Genomic DNA, 18,842 nt, shown 5'->3' with positions numbered 1-18,842 from the left:
CTCTGGAACAACCTCTTGAGACTCTGATACACGCTCCTTAGGCATAACCTCTGGAACAACCTCTTGAGGCTCTGATACAGGCTCCTTAGGCATAACCTCTGGAACAACCTCTTGGGGCTCTGATACAGGCTCCTTAGGCATAATCTCTGGAACAACCTCTTGAGGCTCTGATACACGCTCCTTTGGAGCTTCCTCTGCTTCTGTTTCTGGCAATTCTTGTTCTTTAACAGATGAAGGTTTTTCCGAGGCGCTCTCTTTTCCTGACGGTATAGGTGTTGTATCAATGTCCCGCGGTTTTTCTTTTGGTTTTAAGGGAGCAAGAACATCTACTTGTCCCTCTCCAAAATGCTGCGCTTCTTCTTTTTTTTGTGGTTTTGTCGTTGGTTTTACAGCGGAAATTTCACGCACAGGCGCATTCAATGTCCCTTTTTGAGAAGAAAGTTCTTGAGACAAAGGAGCAAGGGTAATTGAAAGAGCTTCCAGTTGTTGTTGTGGCAAAGAAACGGGATTAGTGAAATGAATAACCCCAAAACTCAGAAGAATCAGATGCGCTATAAAAGATAAAGCCAAGCTGCGTTTCATGCTATGGTAAGTGTTTTTGTTCATCTCCCTACCTTGCATTTTTTTATCTTTCATCACTCTCTCTTACTTTACATGCTCTATACAACGCATTTATAGTAACTCTTATTGCGCTAAACTAGCGAGAGCAACTTGAGAAAAACCTGCTTTTTGAATATCGGCAAGCAATTGTAATACTTGTTGATAAGCAACAGTTTTAGCTGCACGTACAAAGATACGTTGTTTTTTTTGTGCAGGATCACTCTCGAATTGGATTTTGAGCTGAGCAATCAGAGCTTCCGGCGTATCGTAATAGTCTTGATTGATAGCCAAACGCCCTTGCGCATCAAGAGAAACAGTAAGAGGAGAGCTTTCAGCAGATACAGGTCCAGCTTTACTCTGTGGTAAATCAAGAGGAACTCCATTGACTAAAAGTGGAGCAGAGACCATAAAAATAATTAACAAAACCAACATAACATCAACAAAAGGTGTTACATTAATCTCACTCATGAGTTGGCTATACGAATGATGACGTCTTCGCATATTTTTGCGAGAAGAAGAAGCAACAGAAATTCCCATAGGAACTCTCCTTTATAATCTATAATGCCGAATGAGAGGTAAGCGTTTCATCAATGCGCCGTGATACAATTGTTGAAAATTCATCAGCAAAGTTTTCTATTTGTGCAATAATCCGCGCGCTCTCATGAACCAATTTATTATAGGCAATAACAGCTGGTATTGCCGCAAACAAACCAATAGCAGTAGCCAAAAGCGCCTCTGCAATACCTGGTGCGACAATTGCCAACGAGGTATTTTGAGACGCGGAAATAGAAAGAAACGAACTCATAATACCAACAACCGTACCAAAAAGGCCGATAAAGGGCCCTGCTGATCCAAGTGTTGCAAGAAAGCTTAACTTTGCTTCTATTTTTGCACTTTCACGTCCTAGCGTGAGATCCATAGCCTTATCAATCCTGCTTTGCAGACTTGCGGATGTATGGATTCCTTTTGCGAGAGATTTTTTCCATTCCACCATTGCTGCCATAAAAACAGCTGATATACTACTTACACGTTGGTTTTTACATGTTGCATAAAGATCTTCTAGAGACTGCCCTGACCAAAAAATGTTTTCAAACTGCTTTATTTCGCGCCCTATTCTCCGATAGGTAAATATTTTATCAAGAATAATGGCCCAACTCCATACAGAAGCCAGCATTAACCCAATCATAACAGCTTTAACGACCCAACTGGCTTGCATAAACAAGTCAAATATCCCTATCGTTTCTGGATTCATCAGTTCTATATTCGGCATAATTGTTATCCCTCTAAATGAAAAGATTCATTTGTTAAAATTCAATAAAACAGATTGTTTTACAGTTTCTAAATTTAAAAAACAAATTTCGATCCACTGACAAAAGGATCACCGAAATATCAGCTTTTTAATGAAAAATAGTTTTAAGAAAGACTTGTTGAAAAAAATCCTTTGGGTAAACGCCGCGGTTTTCCTGTCTCATTAATGAGAGCAATTTCAACTTTTGCGTCCACCAACATCGTATCATTACGCAAAATATATTGATCCATGAAAAAACGCGCCCCGTGAACACCATTAATCCTTGTTTTTATTATTAAAAAATCGTCGATTTGTGCTGGCCGAGAAAAATTAATTTCTATGCGACGCACAACGAAAAACAGTTTTTCTCCCTGAATTCCTGATGCCAATGTATTATTATTAAAGCCTGTATCGCGTAAAAATTCTGAACGCCCCCGTTCAAAAAATTCTAGATAGCGGGCATGGTAAACCACACCAGAAAAATCTGTATCAGCAACATAAACCCGCATCTGAAAATTATGAAAAGGACTTGTATGGTTATGCTTGCAAGGATTTGTTTTGGTCATTTACTCACTTCCATAATTTTTTTGATAGCTACATGTCTTTTTTATTGAATATATTGGATACTTGAACGCGTTTTTGTGTTAAAATCATGGAAGACAAAAGACAACCCCCCCAATAATACACCATTTTTTATAAAAATTCACGCATAGGCTGTTTACTTGATGTATAAAAAACATACGTATTTCCGCCTTTATCAAAGGACATTTCACGCATCTGCATCATCCCATAAAGCCGTTTGTATGGAAGCGTTATCTTGTATACCAGAAACTTGAACGCGCCTTTGTGTTGCCACCGTTGCCGCTGGAGCACAAAGTCCTAAATGGCTCCATGCTTTTTCTGTAAGAATGCGCCCGCGCGCTGTACGTTGAATAAACCCTTGTTGGAGCAGATAGGGTTCAATAATATCCTCAATGGCATCACGCGGTTCTGATAAAGCAGCAGCAATTGTTTCAATCCCAACAGGACCACCCAAAAAAGTTTCTGCAATCAGCAACAGATAACGCCGATCAAGCGGATCAAGACCAAGATGATCAACTTCAAGACGAGAAAGTGCTTCATCAGCAACTTTACGATCAATTTTTTTTGCCCCTTTAACCAAAGCAAAATCACAAACTCGCCGTAAAAGCCGCCCTGCAATTCGTGGCGTACCACGTGCACGACACGCAATTTCATGAGCACCATCATCGCTAATTTGTACCGAAAAAAGCCGAGCATTACGCTGCACGATATATTCCAATTCTTCTATAGTATAAAAATTTAACCGAATTGGAATACCAAAGCGATCCCGTAATGGTGTCGTCAAAAGTCCCAAACGCGTCGTTGCAGCAACCAAGGTGAATTTAGCAAGATCAATTTTAACCGAACGTGCCGCAGGGCCTTCACCAATGATAAGATCAAGCTGATAATCTTCCATAGCAGGATAAAGAATTTCTTCAATTGCTGGACTTAAACGATGAATTTCATCAATAAAAAGAACATCGCGTTCTTCCAGATTGGTTAAGAGAGCCGCCAAATCCCCTGCTTTAGCAATAACCGGACCTGAGGTAGAACGAAAATTAACCCCTAATTCTTTAGCCATAATCTGTGAAAGCGTTGTTTTCCCCAAACCGGGTGGTCCTACAAATAAAACATGATCTAAAGCTTCTTGGCGTGTTTTTGCCGCTTCGATAAATATTTTTAAATTTGCCCGTGCTGCTTCTTGACCGATAAAATCATCAAGCACTTGTGGTCTTAAGGAACGATCTGGATCGTTGGGAAGGGGAACGCTATCAAGAAGGCGTTTATCTTCATCTTTATGCATTATTACCTTGTGCTAAGTGAGAGGGACAACAATTTGAGGCTATGACGAATAAGCAGTGCTGAAGAAAGCGTTTCTCCTTCAAGAGTGCTCATCGCTGAAGTAAGAGCACTCGCCGCCTGTTCGCGTTCAAAACCAAGCTTTATCAAAGCAGAAAGAGCATCGTGAACCGGTTGATTTGTGACTTCCAGTTGAGGACGTGGAGCAGAATGGAATGCTTTATCATTAAATGGCAATGCTTTGCTTTTAAGTTCGCTGACAATTCTTTCGCTGACTTTTTTGCCAACGCCTGGAGCACGACTAATCATTGTCATATCGTTTAACGCAATGGCTTGTGTGAGTTCATCTGGTGACAAAGTCCCCAAAATTGCCAAAGCGACTTTTGCTCCCACACCAGGAACATTTTGCAAGAGGCAAAACCACTCTTGTTCAGATCTCGTCTCAAAACCAAAAAGGCGTATAGCCTCTTCACGCACATGTGTTTCAACGAACAAACTCAAACTCTCACCAAGAGCTGGTAAAGAAGGACGAAGCCTATTTGACACAAAAACAACATAGCCCACACCATGAACATCTAGAATAATATGATCATCAAAAATATGTTCAAGAGTACCCTTTAATTTTCCAATCATACCATACCTTAAACGATACAAGATGCTCCTACGGTGCGGAGTGTAGCCAACACAAAAGCAAGCTCATCAACCGCAATACTGCTCTCAAATTCAGCACCAGGAAGCAGAACTTTTACCATTATAATATAAGCATCAAAAATATATTCAAAAATATCTTTTAATTTACCAATCATGCCATAATCCTTGAACGATGAGAGATGCTACTTCGGTGCATACTATGGCAAAGAGCAAGAGCAAGCGCATCAGCTGCATCACTACTATCAAATTCAGCGCGAGGAAGAAGGACTTTCACCATCATGTGAATTTGTTCTTTGGCTCCATGACCAACACCAATAACTGATTTTTTGACCTTATTCGGAGCATATTCAAAAACGGGAATCTTTGCCTGCGCCGGAACAAGAAGCGCAATAGCACGCGCTTGACCAAGTTTTAAGGTTGCAGTAGCATCTTTGTTAACAAAGACATGCTCTACAGCAGCTTCATGGGGCATAAATTGATGTAAAACGCCTGAAAGCCCTGTATAAAGCTGAGAGAGTCTGGAAGCAAGATCACAACCTACATCAGAAAAAATCGTCCCTGCCGCAACAAATTGAAAGCGATTACCAGAGAGATCGATAACGCCCCATCCTGTTCTGCGTAGCCCGGGATCAATGCCTATAATACGAATCGTCTCTGCCATAAGGACGAGTTTATACAGTTTTTCGGTATTTGAACAGATGTACGCAAGCAAAGAAAACAAAAGAAGCCGATAAAACAATAAAAATTGGAAAGAATTGATCAAAAGTTGCTTTGAGGTAAGAAAAGAAACACAGCAGCAGAAATGAAGGAAAAAATACCGATTTTTTTAAGAACGCGGAAAGGCTGTTTTAAGCAATTTGATTTGTTTGTTCACTGGGTTATCATCTTCCACGGCACGGGAAGAAACATCCTCTTTTCCGTAATTCATATATTGCATACGTGCTTCTAGGCGAAGTGAACGCGTTACAAAATTGCGGAAAACTTCTGGCAATTCTTGCCAATGCGCATTTTCTAATTTCAAGGTTGGTGTATGAAGCGATACTTTTGCGATTTCTTTTTGTATTTGTTCTGGAGACATTTCTCCTTCACGCTCTGCACGCAGTAAAAGAAGCTGTGAAGCTACTTGCATAAGTCGTGTACTTAAATACATTGCTTCTTGAGCATAAAGAGCAGAAACTTCTTGTGAAAGAAGGCGCGCAACCAATTTTCCTTCTGTATCAATATAAGCAGCGGTTTCTTCAATCAAAGCCATAGTCTCTTCATAGAGCCGATTAAATGCGCTCTCAAAAGCACCATGCTCAATCATGATAATGGGTTCATCATGTGTTTTTTTATGTGCACTCACGCTTTTATACTCCAATTCTTAGCACAAGAATTATAACACCAACGAAGTGAAGGTTAAAAAGTTTCGCTCTTTTTTCTATTTTTCCCTCTTTATGTAAAATACCGTTTCTAAAATTGAGTACCTCTTTTAAAACTTTTGTTCAATGTACTTTTGATGCTAAGGTTAACACACCAAATAACAATATTACAACCCGATAGGTTTTCTCGTAGAAAACTGCTGATACGGTTGACATTTTTCACAATAATAGGCAACACAAAATTGCACCATAATGCCGCTTATGATTAAAAGAGTGTCAGAAAAAAATGTTCCTGTTATGACTGTTTTTATAATCTATCCAAACATTGCAAAAATAGTACCAGTCACAAAAACTGGCAAACTATGTCTGCCTAAAATTGCTAAAGGATTTTGCTCAGAAACATGAAACAAATTATAAAGACGAGGCAAGCAAAGAAACAGAGATGATAAAGCAATAATGTGAAGCAGACGAGGCAAACTTAAAAATGTTTTATTAAAATCAATCAACGGGGAAGACCAATGCAACCACCCCAAAACACCCCACCACTTAAAGCGAACCCATAACAACGAAAGCAAAAGATACCCTGCAGAAAAAACCACTAAAACAGGTTGAATGGTAATTTTTCTTCCTTGTTTAAGAAATAAAGTGCTTGTCAGCCCAAGAATGAAAAGAAATTGCCACGACAGAGGATTCAAAAACCACTTCCCCTGTATGGGATAAGATGGGGGAGCAATTTTATAAAATCCACATATCACATACAATGTAAAAGAGAGCAATAGAAGCAGTCCTTGCCGTTTACAACTCAAATACAGCACAAAAGATGCAAAAAACATCAAAACAATGTAAAGTGGAAGGATATTATTATACCCTAACTGATGCCCAAAGCTTAAAGTGCTAATAAACGCGAGGAATGGCTGTGTAAAAAATAAACCCACATTGTGCATCTCTAAAAAATTTTCTGTGCGCCACAATAAGAAAACACCAAAAAAAAGACTTAAAGTTGCAAAGGTCGTAAAAAGATGTGCCTGGTAAAGCTGAAAGGCCCGCTTCCAAAGCTTACGGACAATAAAAGTAAAAGATTCCTCCTGATGTAAACACGCATGAAAGCGCAATCCAAGAGAAACCCCAGGAAAGCAAAACAAAGATTTCCGTTGCATCAGAGAAACCAAAATTTTTATGTGTGAGATACGTATAGACAGTTCCGGGAATATGGTTTATGAAAATCGTCAACAAGGCTAAAGAACGAAAAACATCAATGCGTGTATCACGACGAGAAGGATGCGTATTATGATCCAAAACACCCTTGTATCCCATAAATTGGCCCCCATAACAAAGCAAACAGAGTAGTTTGTGCCAGCAAAAATGTTGGTAAGATGAATCTTTAATTTTTAAGTGTCAAGGATTTTATATGGTAAAACAAAAAAGTAAACTGATAGAGCCTTATCCTTTTTCTCAATTAGTTTTGACACTGGATATCCGACGCACTTTAAATCCTGCTCTTTTACGTCAAATGTTGCAAACAAAATCTTTTGCATCCGTTATCATTTATGATTCTGAAGGTGTGAGGAATGATGAGGCTTTTTTACAAAAGCAAGCGCAAATTTACAAAGAAGATATTCAACAGCATGGCGCCGCCCTTCTCATCGCTGGAAGCAGTCAAGTCGCTGGAAGAATACAAGCTGACGGCTTACATCTAGAAAATGATCTAAACGCTCTAGAGTGCTTCAAAAATCAAACAAAAGAACAAAAAATCATAGGTTTTGGCAATTTGCGTAATCGCCATAGTGCCATGGTTGCTGGAGAAGTAGGCGTTGATTATCTTTTATTTGGAAAACTTGGTGCAGATAAAAAACCCCATGCACACCCACGTAATATCCAGTTAGCACAATGGTGGGCAGAGATTATGGAGATTCCCGCACTTGTTCAAGCAGGAAGCGATTTTGCAAATTTTGATGAGGTCGTGCAAACTGCATGTGAATTTATCGCCGTCGAAGAAGTTCTCTTTGCACATGAGAATCCCTTAAACATACTTGAAAGAATAAAAGAAAAATGTAAAACCACACCCTTGTAATGTGGGGAAAACATCCATGCTAAGCCGCCGATAAAAAATTGCACACTCACTCCTGCACTGTCTAGATGACACACACAATTACAGAAAAGGGAATACAAAAGGATTTGAAACAACTTCTTGAATATTAAAATGGGAGAGTTTTTTTCAATTTTAAAAATGGAAAGGAAATTAACTATACTGCGTAGCGACATGACAAAGTAGCAAAGAGCCTTGCAAACTCACATCCTGCACTTGCGCATGATGAAGTTATGGCTGAAATGGAAACTGTTTTCATTTTTATTGTAAATCCCCTGAAATTACTTTATGATTTAAAAAATGTTTTGGTCGTATACGCAACGACCAAAAGGGGCCTTGAAAACCCTAAGTTCTAGCGTAAAAATGAGCACATTATATCGGTATCCCGGGATTCCGGGAGTTTTTGCTATGTCCAGGTGCTCTCAGCACTAAAAGCAAAAAGGCTGACTAGAGCTCAGTATTTTCAAGCTCCCGGAATACCAATGCGAGGGCGCTCGCAACCTGTGGGGGGCTCTAAAGTGCAAACCAAAACTCTCAACGATATTTTTGTAGGCAAAAGAATTCGTTTTAGGCGAAAAATATTGAAAATGTCTCAAAAAGAATTAGCGCATGCTTTAAGTGTAAGCTATCAACAAGTTCAAAAATATGAAACAAGCTTAAATCGTGTGAGCGCGAGGCGCCTGAAAGATATTGCCAATATCCTAAGCGTTCCACTTACTTTTTTTACGCAGATGTCTTAACAAAACAAGACACCCCATACCAACATGATGCGCTAATATCGAGCAGAGAGGAATATCTGCTTTTAAAAAAATTTAGAATTCTCACCTCAGTAAAACAAAGAGCAATTTTACAACTAATATCAGATCAGAGTGAAAGTTTTTAACATCATGGTAGAGATCTATACTCTCTGTTCACAAACATTCATGGGTATTTTTTAAAAAGGGCAGCCCTCAAAAAGCAACACCTGAAAATTTATTGGTCGATCTAGAGTAGCATCTAACACAATCACTGTACCTGCTTGGCAAGATCATCCAATGGCGGCACTCCCCTACTGATAGGTCTAATTTTAAAAGAACTATATTACCACAGCACATCACAAAATAATTGTACATATAGTATATGTTTACATATGTTTTATGTACTTTTAATATATATTTTGTCTGTTAAGCATAAGCTTTAAGCGCTCTTAGATATGATAGTAGTTTTTAAAAAACCAATGAAAAAAACACCGCTTGATTGGACACCGATATATTGTTAGTACAGCTATAAGCAAAGTTGCTCTTATTTCGATGTAAAAGCTTCTCAAGAGAGCCTAACAATAAATAGGGGGGAATTTAAAGATGTTAAAATATTTATTGCTGCCACCGCTTGTGTTGACAGCGGGCTGTACATCTGTGAATGGTTATTCATCAAGTTATGTCGGTCCAGGTCTTACGAAGAATGCTGCAAAATTAATCGCTCATGATTATATTAGCAATATCAAAAATCGCTTACCCCCAGCTACAACAACACTTATTATACAGAAAAATAATACAGCAGACAACTTTACTCCTTTGTTTGTTAGTCTGTTGCGACGGAATGGATATCGTGTGATCCATACAGATCAACCCCAAAAGCAGAAGAACATGGGTGTAAATTTGATTTACATACTAAAACCAAAAGATAATGGACGTATAATTTCTGTCCTTCAGTATGATTGGGCTGGAGAACCAAGTTATCATATAAGTACTTTTGAGAATAGATGAACACCCTATTTAATATGGACATTTTCCATATTTTAGACGTAAAGACCTAAAAGCGCTTGCTAAAGAAAAGAGATTTGCAGCTCAATAAAAACTCTTGTTTTTTAGCCAGAGTGAATAATTTATCATACTTTGTAACAATACAAGGTATAGTAAGTTATGGCTTTAGGATTTAAACATGAGGGAATTGATAAAAATCTAGCACCTTTGGAGCGCTTCATTTTACATGATTTTCTCAACGACAAAACACACCGAGCAATATCTTTATCAAACATTTTCAAATGATAATCCCTTGGGTATACTTGATATGATGAAAGAAAAATGTAAAAGCTTTCTCTTGTTGAGGGAAAAGGAACATTCGTGATAAAGCAAGGCATGATAAAAAAAAGCGTAGCGCTCTTCATCCTGATAATGATTTACTTTGCAAGTACTGTTGCGAAATCTGCTAACAATACTCAAGAGTTCTTAAATTTTGAACGTTCTTTCAATACGATTCAAGAAAACACAAACACCCAAGAACCTTTTCAACCTTTACAAGCCGGACAATATGATCAAGCCTATGACTATTACGTCCAAGGTTATTATATGAAAGCCTTTCGTGAAGCACTGAAACGTGCTGAACAAAATGATCCCTTTGCACAAACTTTGGTTGGTCGCATTTATATGGAAGGATGTGCTGTTCCTCTTGATGGTGCACGCGCTGCTTTATGGTTCGGACGCGCAGCAAAACAAGGGGAACCACAAGCACAATTACGCTATGGGCTTATGTTATTTGACGGTAATTTTGTTACGAAAAACCAAGAAGTTGGTGAAAAGTTTGTTCGACAATCAGCAGAAGCTGGTGTAAAAGAAGCTCCTTTTTATTATGGACAATTGCTTCTCTACAAAGCCTCGCATGACGAGCAAACGCTTAGCGGTGTCTCTGCACAAAACCGTGAAAATGAAGCCACCGATCAAGCCTTAAAATGGTTTTTAAAAGGAGCAGCTCTTGGTGATGCTCAAGCTGCTTTTGCAGCAGCAAAAATACTCTCTTTAGGAACGTTAACACGGCCAAAAGATGACCGTAACGCACGAAAATTAATAGAGGTTGCTGCTCAAAATAACCATTCCATGGCGCAAATTATGCTAGCACAATGGCTTGTACAAGGCCGTGGAGGAGAACCGGATTTTCAACGTGCTTTTGACTTGCTTCTTGCCAATGCCATCAACATGATCCCAGAAGCACAAATCGGTCTAGCAAGGCTTTATCGCCATGGAATAGGAATAAAAGGTGATACGATCATGGCAGCAGCATGGTATATGCTTGCCAAGGAAGCAGAAATGCAAGTCTCTGATCTTGAAGATATGCTTCAAGGTATGGATGATGCACAGCTAGAAGCCGCACAAAAAGAAGCAATAAAGCTTCTCCCTGTCCTTTAAAAAATCTTTCAGGGAAATCATGCTTTTTACCGCAAGTCTATAAATTCCCACAAGAATTTTTGTGCAAATTTTTAAATGGCTTGCGTCTGAGCGCTTTTTGTGTTCTTGCAAAGAACTGAAAAGCGAGAATACATGAAAGTTCTTTTTGAACTTTCCACTCTGCAAAGACTATAAAGAATTCTTTCTGCAAGAGTAACAAAAGAGCTCTTTTTTGCAAAGATAGAATGGAATAAAAACGATGAAAATTAATGGCAATGAAATTCGACCAGGGAATGTAATCGAGCACCAAGGAGGCTTATGGGTAGCCGTTAAATGCAATGCCGTAAAACCAGGAAAGGGAGGCGCATTTAATCAAGTTGAAATGAAAAATGTAATTGATGGTACAAAACTCAATGAACGGTTTCGTGCTTCTGAAACTGTTGAAAGAGTACGCCTCGAACAAAAAGATTTCACTTTTCTTTATCAACAAGGCGATGCTTTAGTCTTTATGGATTCAGAATCTTACGAACAACTTGAACTGCAAAAAGATTTTGTTGGTGAACGCTCTGCTTTTTTACAAGATGGAATGACTGTAACCGTTGAACTCTACCAAGAAAAACCAATTGGCATTTCGCTTCCAGATCAGGTTATTGTCACGATTGCTGAGGCTGATCCTGCCATCAAAGGCCAAACGGTAACATCCTCTTATAAACCGGCAATTCTTGAAAATGGTATTCGTATTCTCGTACCACCTTTTATCAATTCTGGTGAACGTATTGTTGTCGATACCAATGAGTTGGTTTATTTGCGCCGTGCGAATGAGAAAGATAAATAAAAGGATAAAAGATGGCCCATTCTGCAATCATGAATGTCATGGTGCAAGCCGCGATGAAAGCCGGACGCTCGTTAGTGCGTGATTATGGTGAAGTACAAAATTTGCAGGTATCTTTGAAAGGACCAGCAGATTACGTAAGTCAAGCAGATCGTAAAGCTGAAAAAATTATTTTCAATGAATTGAGCAAAGCACGCCCAAAATTTGGTTTTTTAATGGAAGAATCTGAAGAGGTTATTGGAGAAGATTCACAGCATCGTTTTATTGTAGATCCCTTAGATGGAACAACAAATTTTCTCCACGGCATTCCTTTCTTTGCTGTTTCCATTGCTTTAGAAAGTCAAGGACAGATTGTTGCTGCTGTCATTTATAATCCCGTCAGCGATGAGTTATTTACTGCTGAGCGTGGTGGTGGTGCTTTTTTTAATGACCGGCGTTGTCGTGTTTCTGCGCGGCGAAAATTAGAAGATTGTGTCATTGCAACAGGCATGCCGCATTTAGGACGCTCGGGTCATGGAACATATCTTATCGAGTTGCGCAATGTGATGGCTGAAGTTGCTGGACTTCGTCGATTTGGAGCTGCTTCTCTTGATTTGGCATATGTTGCAGCTGGAAGAACAGATGGATTTTGGGAAGATAATCTTCAAATTTGGGATATGGCTGCTGGAATACTGATGGTGCGTGAAGCTGGTGGTTTTGTCACAGATAAAGAAGGTGGCAATGATATATTTCGTAAGAGAAATATTATTGCTGGCAATGAACTTATTCGTCTCAGATTAGAAAAAACCCTCAAAAAAGGCATTTGAACCTTAAAAACATCCTCTAAAGGAAAATATTGGAAAAGCTATTGCTGGCTTTCTTTAAATCAACAGCATCAAATAGGTGATACACGTATTTCCATAAAAATGTCATCCGAGCATAAATACCTGCGCCCTTTCCTTTTTGATTATATAATACACCCCCAACCAATAAGCCCAAGTTTAAAAGACGCTACCCAAAACAGCTGTTAAGTATTATTTATGATTGATATTTCCACAAATTAAAACCCAAACAAGCTGGAAATCGAGAAAAGAGTAACCAATCATAATAAAAGCAAGCAAAAAGCATAACTCTCCCTTGAGAGTAACATCTTTATGCTAAGTAGGTAACACTCTTTGTTATAGCCCTCCCCCTCATATATTGCACCACCACTGACGTATTGTTTTCAATGTTTCTCAAGATTTTTCACAACAACACATGATTATGAATAATTCCAATAAATTTACTAATTCATACAAGTATTATATGCTCTCTTATTTTTTAATGACATCCCAAATACTCTAATAAATGAGCGCGCAGTTATAACAATAATTATATTATCCCTTACTTATCAATGAAATGGTTTTTTAAAATACGCAATTTGATCATGCATAAAAAATTGAATTTTTATCAGAATTTAAAAAATAGAAATGCATATTCTCCACCTCCCATTGACAGGAGAACGATGAAGATGCAGATTTTATGACGATTATTTATTCAAGCGAAAATTGCAATCTTGCCAAATGTGCATAAACCCCATTTTGTGCAACGAGTTCGGCATGTGTTCCTTCTTCAACAAGAACACCTTTATCCATCACGAGAATGCGATCTGCTTTTAAAATTGTCGCTAAACGGTGTGCAATTACCAGTGTTGTTCGATTTTCCATTAGCATTTCTAAGGCTTCTTGCACAAGCTTTTCACTGCCTGCATCTAAAGCAGAGGTTGCTTCATCAAGCAGTAAGAGGGGGGCATTTTTTAAAATTGCACGTGCAATACCAATACGTTGTTTTTGCCCTCCAGAAAGCATAGTACCGCGTTCTCCCACTTGCGTGTTAAAGCCCTCTGGTAAGGCTTCGATAAATTCAAGGGCATTAGCTGTTTTAGCTGCAGCGATAATCTGCTCTTCATGAACATTTTCACTACCAAAAATAATATTATCCCGTAACGTACCATCAAAAATGGCAACATCTTGCGGAACATAAGAGATAGAGCTTCGCAAATCTTGTAGAGAAAGACGGTTAATTTCAACACCATCAAAGCGAATTTTACCACTTGTTGGATCATAAAAACGAAGAATCAAAGAAAAAATTGTGCTTTTCCCTGCTCCCGAAGCACCAACAAAAGCAACTGTTTCACCTGCATTTACAGAAAAAGAAAGAGAATGCAAAATCTTTTCCTGTGCTCTAGAGGGATAGGAGAAATCTACCTGATCAAAAACAACTGCACCTTGTACAGGTTGTGTCAATGGTAAAGGATTTTTAGGAGCTAAAATAGTAGGCTGTTCCTGCAACAACTCAGCAAGCCGTTCAGCAGCACCTAGGGCTTGGATGAGTTCTGCACCGAGTTCCGATAATTGCGCAAAGGTAGAAGCGCCAAAAACCGCATAGAGCACGAATTGCCCTAATGTTCCACCGGACATAGTACCATTTAAAACATCATGGGAACCAATCCACAAAACAGCAACCACACTGCTAAAAACCAAAAAAATTGCAAACCCTGTAAAAAAGGAACGCAAAATCACAGAAGAACGTACCGTTTGAAAAACACGTTCAATCATCTGGGAAAAACGTGCAGAAATACGCTCTTCAGCGGTAAAGGCTTGAACAGTGCGAATAGCACTAACTTGTTCTGTTGCTAAGGCATTAGCATCTGCCAAACGATCTTGCGCAGCACGTGTACGTGCGCGAACCTTACGCCCAAAAACAACCAATGGAATAGCAACAAAAGGGATAGCAAGCAGAACAAGAAAGGATAATTTAGCATTGGTGATGACCATCATCACAATCGCACCAATTACCACAATAAAATGACGTAAAGCAGTAGAAGCCGTTGAACCAATAGCTGATTTTATTTGTGTGGTATCTGTTAAAAGCCGTGAAACAAGTTCACCAGAATGGGAATGATCAAAAAAAGCAGGAGAAAGTCGCATAATATGAGCAAAAACATCTCGCCGTAAATCAGCAACAACCCGCTCTCCCAAAGTGATCACACAATAATAACGGCAAGCTGAAGCAAGGGCAAGAAACAAAGCTAAAACAAATAAAATGCCAAAGTAAAAATTAATATTGCCGTGATTTGAAGAAGAAAAACCATGATCAAGCATTTGACGAATGGCAACAGGCAAAGCTAACGTAACAACAGCAGCAACAAACAAAGACAAAACAGCCAAGATGATGAGCCAACGATAGCGCGCAACATAAGGACCAAAAGTCGAAAGCGAAGAGAATGAAGATTTCTTATTGGAAGATTTTATAGATTTTTCTAAATGTTGACGTAGCTTCATAGATTTTCTCACTTATCACTTATAACCCTAACATAATGATACATCTAACACCAGTTATAACTCTTAACACAGAGATGTATCTTGAACACTTGTTTTTTTATGCATGCTCAGTTATAGAAAGAAAACTTCAATGAGTTTATTAATAAAGACGAAGCAAGCGCACTTAATAAAGTGAGTAAGTGCTATTTCGTTATAAGAAGGCAAGGGTTTGCTACATGAAAGCGAATATTCATCCCAACTATCATAGGATTACCGTTGTTATGACGGATGGCACTCAGTATACGACTCGCTCTACCTGGGGAAAAGAAGGAGACACCCTGAATCTGGATATCGACCCAAGAACACATCCAGCATGGACAGGTGGATCTCAAACACTGGTTGACCGTGGTGGTCGTGTTTCAAAATTCAAAAATCGCTTTGGTAATCTTGGCATGTAAATTTTGTTTCTAATCACGAGAAGCAAAAAACATCAAACAAAGCAATAAAGACTTTTGACAAAAGCTATTGTAGATTATAAGTCCTCTAGGTATCTTTAACCTCAAGGGTGTAGATATCTTGGTAGGTGAGTTGTGCCTTAAAATGAAGCAATGCTTTATAGAGACTTCCCAAATAAGAAAATGTCTTTTGTCAAAATCTCCTCTCTGCTTCTCTTGATACTTCTTTCTTTTTACAAGCCTGTTTATTATTTAAACACTGTTTGCAAACCTATCCTGATAAAAATTTGCAAAATTGTTCTTATCTGAGAACATAATTAAAATCTCTTATGGTTAACAAAAAATCCTCAAAAGAGTTTCAACAAGAATTTTAAGGATTGTAACTGTTTTATGACGTTTACATCCACAGAATAAATCTATAATCTTCTGCTAAAAAATACAAGGTTTCAAACAATTCTTTAAATTTCAAATAATTTTTTAAATATTGTCAATTTTTTAAACATTTTGTGCGAAACAAATACCTATACCCTCAAAGGAGCGCGCGCATTCAGTTGCGCGCTTCTCCATTTGTGCAAGATTTATTGTTATTTGCATAAGATTTGTTGTAATCTAAACACTCGACTTTTCCTGATCTTTTGTCCATTGTCCCAAAGCAGCAAGAGAGTTCATCCGTGCACGATGACAAAAAGCCTTTTGGGCAGCAGGAATATTTTCGTGTTTTCCCCCCCATGCTTTCAAAGCAGCCGCTTGCAATGCTCGCCCATAAGAAAACGTTAATTTCCAAGGCAATGTCCCTAAAGCATTCATCGCAGACAAATGGGCGGTTGCTTCTTCATCAGATTGCCCTCCAGAAAGAAAAGCAATTCCTGGAACAGCAGCAGGAACAGTCTGTTTAAGAACACGAACGGTTTTTTCAGCCACCTCTTCAACAGAAGCACTCCGAGCATCTTTTCCATCAATCACCATATTGGGTTTTAAAATCATACCCTCAAAAAGAACACGTGCTTCAAACAGCTCTTTAAACACAGTGTGTAAAACAGTGCGTGTCACCTCAAAGCAGCGTGTAATTGAATGTCGCCGTGACAAACCATCCATAAGCACTTCTGGCTCAACAATTGGAACAATCCCAGCCTCCTGACATAAAGCAGCATAACGTGCAAGAGCTTGCGCATTTTGATTTATAGCGCCCATTGTTGGAAGAGCATGGGCATCGATTGCAATAACCGCACGCCATTTGGCAAAACGCGCTCCTAAAGCATAATAGTCTTTTAAACGTTCACGAAGGCCGTCTAATCCTTCTGTAATTGTTTCCTGAGGAAAAGCTGCTAATGATTTAGCACCAGTATCAACCTTAATACCTGGTAAAGCCCCCGCCTCACGAATCAGATCTGTCAACATCTGCCCCGTAGACGCTTTTTGACGAATAGTTTCATCGAATAAGATAACACCAGAAATAGCATTTTCCATAGCTTCTTTTGCGGTAAAAAGCATTTCACGATAAGTGCGGCGATTATCTTCATTGGATTCAACACCAATACTTTCAAAACGCTTTCCAATTGTAGCAGTACTTTCATCTGCTGCCAAAATACCTTTACCTGCATGCACCAAAGCTAGTGCAATATCTTCAAGATGTTCATTCATAAAAAATTCCTCTTTTTGTCTTAACTTTCAACAGTGAGCAATACACCAGCACACCCCATACAACTATACAATCTAGTCTCTTTATTTAAGCCTGTTGTTCTATAGCATTAAGGTCTATCCTTCATAACTCCCCTTTGCCTGCATGAGAGCGAGAACACCAGGAAGCACCTTACCTTCCATCCATTCTAAAAAAGCGCCTCCTGCTGTTGAAAGATATGTAAAATCATTCGCAACACCAGCATGATTAAGGGCAAAAACCGTATCTCCCCCTCCCGCAATTGAAACCAACTTTCCTGTTAAGCTTCGTTCTGCCGCATGGCGTGCAACAGCAATTGTTCCCTGATCAAAAGGAGACATTTCAAAAACACCAAGGGGACCATTCCACACAAGGGTAGCAGCCTTATCAATCACAGCGTTGATTTGCGCAATGGAGCGCACACCAATATCGAGAATCATCCCTCCCTCAGGAATATTTTCAATGTCATAGAGACGATGCGGTGCGTTTTTTTCAAAGCGAAATGCAACTACTGCATCCATAGGGAGCAAAATCGTGCACTGGCATTCCTGCGCTTTTTGCATCACTTTTTTTATTGTTTCCATCAGCGTATGTTCACACAGAGACTTTCCAACATGCACATCTTGTGCCGCTAAAAAACTATTGGCCATGCCCCCGCCAATCACCAAGTAATCAACCTTCTCAACCAAATGATTAAGCACAAAAAGCTTACTAGAAACCTTAGCACCTCCAACAACTGCGACCACTGGATGTGTTGGATTTCCAAGCCCTTTTTCTAACGCCTGCAATTCACACTGCAAAGAACGCCCCGCATAGGAAGGCAACAAACGTGTTATTCCTTCCACAGAAGCATGGGCACGATGAGAAACAGAAAAAGCATCATTAACATAGAGCTCTCCATTCTGAGCTAAAGCTTCAGCAAAAGAGCAATCATTTTTTTCTTCACCTGCATGAAAACGGACATTTTCAAGCAGCAAAATACCCCCGTTTTGCAATGCCTCAACAGCTGCTTGGGCTGATGAACCTATACAATCCGGTGCAAAAACAACCGGCTGCTTCATTATTTTTTCCAAAACCTCTGTAACGGGACGCAGCGAAAAATCTGGCTCTACTTGTCCCTTGGGACGGCCACAATGGGAAAGAAGAATAAGCTTAGCACCACGTTTTTGTAGTTCAACAAGCGTCTCTTTATGGCGTCTAAGACGTGTATCATCACAAACCTTCCCTTGTGCCATAGGAACATTAAAATCCACCCGCACGAGAATACGTTTCCCAGCAACATCAACATCATCAAGTGTACGAAAACTCATCACTGCTCCCTCTTCACTTTCTGTTGTTTCAACCCCATGCATCGCCTCAATTTTCTTTCCACAAATTTCTCTTTTTTCAAAAAAAACTCTAAACAGCCTGCATTTTTTACCCCCTGTCCTTTCAAATCGCACTGTTTCAAATTTTTCTTTTCCATGCGATTGAAAAAACGCGTATTATCGTATCAAAATAACACAAAAAATACACTCCTGGTCACGCAACATCTTCTTTTGTATTCTTTTGGCACATAATTTTTATACATGCCTAAAATTTATATATCAGAGCAACTTTGCCATTTTTTACAAACCAGTGCACCCTAACGC

The 18,842-nt window shown here is 39.1% G+C and carries 17 protein-coding genes and 3 pseudogenes; 7 read left to right on the top strand and 13 right to left on the bottom strand.

The features are described 5' to 3' along the window. The 10 genes and pseudogenes from MCS_RS06120 to MCS_RS06080 form a co-directional block, all read right to left on the bottom strand. Positions 1–606, bottom strand: a pseudogene (locus tag MCS_RS06120) (cell envelope biogenesis protein TolA); the annotation flags it as partial. A gap of 78 nt (positions 607–684) precedes the next feature. Then, positions 685–1,137 (bottom strand): protein TolR, encoded by a 453-nt coding sequence (gene tolR / locus MCS_RS06115; protein ID WP_004856469.1) that lies wholly within the window; start codon positions 1,135–1,137, stop codon positions 685–687. A gap of 19 nt (positions 1,138–1,156) precedes the next feature. Then, positions 1,157–1,870, bottom strand: a complete 714-nt coding sequence (tolQ, locus tag MCS_RS06110; RefSeq protein ID WP_004856467.1) for a protein TolQ — start codon at positions 1,868–1,870, stop codon at positions 1,157–1,159. 143 nt (positions 1,871–2,013) lie between these two features. Next, on the bottom strand, positions 2,014–2,454 hold the full coding sequence (gene ybgC / locus MCS_RS06105) for a tol-pal system-associated acyl-CoA thioesterase (protein WP_004856464.1): 441 nt from the start codon (positions 2,452–2,454) through the stop codon (positions 2,014–2,016). A 203-nt stretch (positions 2,455–2,657) separates the two neighbouring features. Further along, on the bottom strand, positions 2,658–3,752 hold the full coding sequence (gene ruvB, locus MCS_RS06100; protein ID WP_004856462.1) for a Holliday junction branch migration DNA helicase RuvB: 1,095 nt from the start codon (positions 3,750–3,752) through the stop codon (positions 2,658–2,660). Positions 3,753–3,754: 2 nt separating this feature from the next. Further along, complete coding sequence (gene ruvA, locus MCS_RS06095; RefSeq protein ID WP_024864203.1) at positions 3,755–4,381, bottom strand: Holliday junction branch migration protein RuvA; 627 nt, start codon at positions 4,379–4,381, stop codon at positions 3,755–3,757. An 8-nt stretch (positions 4,382–4,389) separates the two neighbouring features. After that, positions 4,390–4,554 carry a hypothetical protein gene (locus MCS_RS08470; RefSeq protein ID WP_004856458.1) on the bottom strand — a complete coding sequence of 55 codons (165 nt, stop codon included), beginning with the start codon at positions 4,552–4,554 and terminating at the stop codon, positions 4,390–4,392. After that, a complete protein-coding gene (ruvC, locus tag MCS_RS06090; RefSeq protein WP_004856457.1) occupies positions 4,551–5,060 on the bottom strand; it encodes a crossover junction endodeoxyribonuclease RuvC in 510 nt (169 codons plus the stop codon). Before ruvC ends, MCS_RS08470 begins: the two co-directional genes overlap by 4 nt. A gap of 165 nt (positions 5,061–5,225) precedes the next feature. After that, the gene (locus MCS_RS06085) at positions 5,226–5,744 is read right to left on the bottom strand and encodes a DUF1465 family protein (RefSeq protein WP_004856452.1); all 519 of its coding nucleotides are present in this window, start codon (positions 5,742–5,744) and stop codon (positions 5,226–5,228) included. A gap of 183 nt (positions 5,745–5,927) precedes the next feature. Continuing rightward, a pseudogene (locus MCS_RS06080) lies at positions 5,928–7,074 on the bottom strand (OpgC family protein). A 94-nt stretch (positions 7,075–7,168) separates the two neighbouring features. Between MCS_RS06080 and MCS_RS06075 the strand changes: the two are divergent. The 6 genes and pseudogenes from MCS_RS06075 to MCS_RS06050 all read left to right on the top strand — a co-directional run bounded on the left by MCS_RS06075 (position 7,169) and on the right by MCS_RS06050 (position 12,624). Continuing rightward, the gene (locus tag MCS_RS06075) at positions 7,169–7,831 is read left to right on the top strand and encodes a thiamine phosphate synthase (protein ID WP_004856447.1); all 663 of its coding nucleotides are present in this window, start codon (positions 7,169–7,171) and stop codon (positions 7,829–7,831) included. A 497-nt stretch (positions 7,832–8,328) separates the two neighbouring features. After that, positions 8,329–8,729 (top strand): annotated as a pseudogene (locus MCS_RS06070) (helix-turn-helix domain-containing protein). Positions 8,730–9,186: 457 nt separating this feature from the next. Then, entirely contained in the window at positions 9,187–9,591 is a 405-nt protein-coding gene (locus tag MCS_RS06065; RefSeq protein WP_004856441.1) for a hypothetical protein, read from the top strand. A 372-nt stretch (positions 9,592–9,963) separates the two neighbouring features. Then, complete coding sequence (locus MCS_RS06060; protein ID WP_024864202.1) at positions 9,964–11,007, top strand: tetratricopeptide repeat protein; 1,044 nt, start codon at positions 9,964–9,966, stop codon at positions 11,005–11,007. 238 nt (positions 11,008–11,245) lie between these two features. After that, positions 11,246–11,821 (top strand): elongation factor P, encoded by a 576-nt coding sequence (gene efp / locus MCS_RS06055; protein ID WP_004856434.1) that lies wholly within the window; start codon positions 11,246–11,248, stop codon positions 11,819–11,821. Positions 11,822–11,832: 11 nt separating this feature from the next. Next, positions 11,833–12,624: an inositol monophosphatase family protein gene (locus tag MCS_RS06050; protein ID WP_004856432.1), complete on the top strand. Its 792-nt coding sequence runs from the start codon at positions 11,833–11,835 to the stop codon at positions 12,622–12,624. Positions 12,625–13,329: 705 nt separating this feature from the next. Here MCS_RS06050 and MCS_RS06045 read toward each other — a convergent pair. Then, positions 13,330–15,120, bottom strand: a complete 1,791-nt coding sequence (locus MCS_RS06045) for an ABC transporter transmembrane domain-containing protein (RefSeq protein ID WP_004856430.1) — start codon at positions 15,118–15,120, stop codon at positions 13,330–13,332. A 215-nt stretch (positions 15,121–15,335) separates the two neighbouring features. Here MCS_RS06045 and rpmE point away from each other — a divergent pair, with 215 nt between their 5' ends. After that, positions 15,336–15,557 (top strand): 50S ribosomal protein L31, encoded by a 222-nt coding sequence (gene rpmE, locus MCS_RS06040; protein ID WP_004856429.1) that lies wholly within the window; start codon positions 15,336–15,338, stop codon positions 15,555–15,557. Between the two features lie 606 nt (positions 15,558–16,163). On the opposite strand, the gene MCS_RS06035 is transcribed toward rpmE, so the two are convergent. Both MCS_RS06035 and MCS_RS06030 read right to left on the bottom strand, forming a co-directional pair. After that, positions 16,164–17,195, bottom strand: a complete 1,032-nt coding sequence (locus MCS_RS06035; RefSeq protein WP_004856426.1) for a class I fructose-bisphosphate aldolase — start codon at positions 17,193–17,195, stop codon at positions 16,164–16,166. A gap of 114 nt (positions 17,196–17,309) precedes the next feature. Continuing rightward, positions 17,310–18,521 (bottom strand): phosphoglycerate kinase, encoded by a 1,212-nt coding sequence (locus tag MCS_RS06030; protein ID WP_024864201.1) that lies wholly within the window; start codon positions 18,519–18,521, stop codon positions 17,310–17,312. Positions 18,522–18,842: the final 321 nt, after the last annotated feature.

Origin of the sequence: Bartonella doshiae NCTC 12862 = ATCC 700133 (assembly GCF_000278155.1) — a bacterium.
Lineage (GTDB): Bacteria > Pseudomonadota > Alphaproteobacteria > Rhizobiales > Rhizobiaceae > Bartonella > Bartonella doshiae.
This window is presented reverse-complemented; position numbering and strand designations above follow the sequence as displayed.